The sequence below is a fragment of the Gordonia sp. (in: high G+C Gram-positive bacteria) genome (assembly GCF_012515855.1).
Classification (GTDB): Bacteria; Actinomycetota; Actinomycetes; order Mycobacteriales; family Mycobacteriaceae; genus Gordonia.
This window is the reverse complement of sequence record NZ_JAAYXO010000223.1, coordinates 1-2,570: the sequence shown is the minus strand read 5'-3', so window position 1 is coordinate 2,570 and position 2,570 is coordinate 1. Positions and strand designations below refer to the sequence as shown.

Genomic DNA, 2,570 nt, shown 5'->3' with positions numbered 1-2,570 from the left:
CTGCCGCCGTCGTCGCCCGACGGCCCGCCCGCCGGTCGCTGACCGCTCAGCCACCATGGAAGCGTTTCAGAGTGAAGGGCTGACGCCGTGGACTGCGCTTCAGGTCCAGGAACTGGCGGCACACGTCGACCACACCCTCCCGGCGGACCTCGTCCGGTTCTTGACGGAGCAGGGCAGTGGGTACGTCAGCATGCGTGTGGTTCCGGGGACATCGGGGAACGGGATGGTCGGCGCCTTCTGCAGCTTTCAGGAAATCGTCGACAGGTTCGGGGCCGATTACGAATGGGTGCCACCGGGCTATCTCGCCTTCGCGTACGGGGCCGGTGGGCGGCTGTGCGTGGAGTTGGGCTCCGAGACCACCTCGCGAATCCATTGGGCCGACTTCGATCTCGGTGAGGAGCTGGGACTCGAGGCGTCGGACACCTCCGAGGCGATCATGGAGTTGCTGTTCGACAGCCTGGAAGAGTTCATGGCCGACTTCGGGAACTGGCCGATCGTATGACGCCGGCGATCGGACATCGGCTCCCGCTCGTCCTCCCGCTTGTCGTCCATCGTTATGGAGTGGCCCGTGACGTACGCGATCCGTGACTGCGAGTGGTGGCCGGCGCGGGAGATCCGGCGGGCCGTCGACGCGCATGTTCCGGTGACCCCGCCTTCGCGGTTTCGGACACCGGCACGGTGTCGGCGGAGCTCTGCGCCGAGATCGAGCGCCACGTACGGCGGCTGGTCGACGCGCTGCGCTGTGTCCCGTCCCTGGCGGACGACGTCCGCAGGACCTTTCTGTGGATCGTCGACGAGATCGGGGACGTCGCGGACCTTCGACCTGTTCTCGCAGCGTGGGCCCTGGAGATCGTCGACTCCGAGGTAGGTGACGACCTGTATGCGGAGTCCGCCGGCGGGTACATGTTCCTGCTCTCCCTCGCGTACGCGGAGGACGACGACGAGCTCAAGAAGCTGATCATCTCGCCCACGTTCGACTAGCCGGGGTGGCGGCCAGGAGACGCGACCGAAGGCTGTGTCGAACTCCACTCGGAAGCCGAGATGGTTGCTCCGCCACACCGGGGGACTACTGTAGAACAAGCAGTGGAATAGCAAGGGTGAGTTGCTTGATCGCGATGGAGGGTGGGGCCCAATGGATCGGCTGAGTGGACTGGACGCGTCTTTTCTGTACTTGGAGACGGCCTCCCAGGTGATGAACGTCGCGATCATCATGCAGTTGGACCCCAGCACCATCCCCGGCGGCTACACCTTCGAAGGCCTGCGCACCGAGATGGCGCGGCGGGTCACCGCGCTGCCGGTCATGCGCCGCAAGCTTGCCGATTCGATCACCAACATCGACCACCCCGTCTGGGTCGAAGACGACGAGTTCGACATCGACCGCCACGTGCACCGCATCGCTGTGCCGTCACCCGGCCGCATTCAGGAAGTCGCGCAGATGAGCGGCCACCTGATCGGTCAGGAACTCGACCGCAAGAAGCCGCTGTGGGACATGTGGGTGATGGAGGGCATGGAGAACGGCCGCATCGCGCTGCTGATCCGGATGCACCACGCCACCGTCGACGGCGCCACCGTCGCCGACATCCTGGCCGATCTGGCCACCACCTCGCCGGAGCCGCCGGAGCTCGATCCGGACCTGATCGCCGCCAACTCCGGTGACCGGTTCCGCGGGGAACTCGCGCTGCACGGGGCGACCAACTTCCTGCTGCGCCGGCCGGTCGCGGCATTGAAGCTGATTCCGAAGACGGTGCCGGTGCCGTTCGAGTGGATTCGCAAGGTCCGCTCCGGCGACGGTATGCCGGCGCCGTTCGAGGCGCCGCGCACCCGCTTCAATGCGCCGCTGTCGACCCGCCGCTCCATCGCGCTGACGCAGATGCCGATGGCCGACATCAAGCGTATCAAGGACCACTTCGGGGTCAAGGTGAACGACGTCGTGCTCGCCATGTGCGGCGGCGCTCTGCGCCAGTACCTCGCCGACCACGACGAACTGCCGGACGCCCCGCTGGTCGGGCTGGTCCCGGTCTCGGTGCGCGGCACCGACGAGAACGACCTCATCGAGCTCGGCACCAACAAGGTGACCGGCATGTTCACCCGGCTGCCGAGCACCGTCGACGACCCCGTCGACCGGCTGCGGCTCGCGCAGATCTACGCCAACCAGGCGAAAGAACACCACAAGGACATCGACCAGAACATCCTGCGCAAGTACGCGGAGTTCGCACCCGGCAAATCGCTCGCGGCGATGATGCGGCTGTACTCGGACCGACGCCTGGCGATGCTGCACCCGCCGGTGTTCACCTCGGTGGTCTCTAATGTCGCCGGCCCGGCCTTCGACATGTACTTCCTCGGCGGCAAGGTCGAATCCTGCTATCCGCTGGCCCCGATCTTCCACGGCCTCGGCCTGAACATGACGGTCTTCTCCGCCGACGGCAAGCTGAACCTCGGCATCCTGACCTGCCCGGACATCACCTCCGACGTCTGGCACCTCGCCGACTGCTTCCGCGATCAGCTCGAGGTGCTCAACGCCGCCGTCGACGCGGACCTCGCGGCGCGTGAGGTCGAGAGCGCCGACGAGG

3 protein-coding genes are annotated in these 2,570 nt (G+C 66.5%); all 3 read left to right on the top strand.

What is annotated here, in order from left to right; all coding sequences use genetic code 11:
- On the top strand, positions 1–502 hold a 502-nt coding region (locus GX543_RS16175; protein WP_290853417.1), incomplete at its 5' end, for an SMI1/KNR4 family protein.
- A gap of 95 nt (positions 503–597) precedes the next feature.
- Positions 598–981 (top strand): hypothetical protein, encoded by a 384-nt coding sequence (locus GX543_RS16170; RefSeq protein WP_290853414.1) that lies wholly within the window; start codon positions 598–600, stop codon positions 979–981.
- A gap of 151 nt (positions 982–1,132) precedes the next feature.
- Positions 1,133–2,570, top strand: a 1,438-nt coding sequence (locus tag GX543_RS16165) for a wax ester/triacylglycerol synthase family O-acyltransferase (protein WP_290853412.1), incomplete at its 3' end; no start/stop codon positions are given.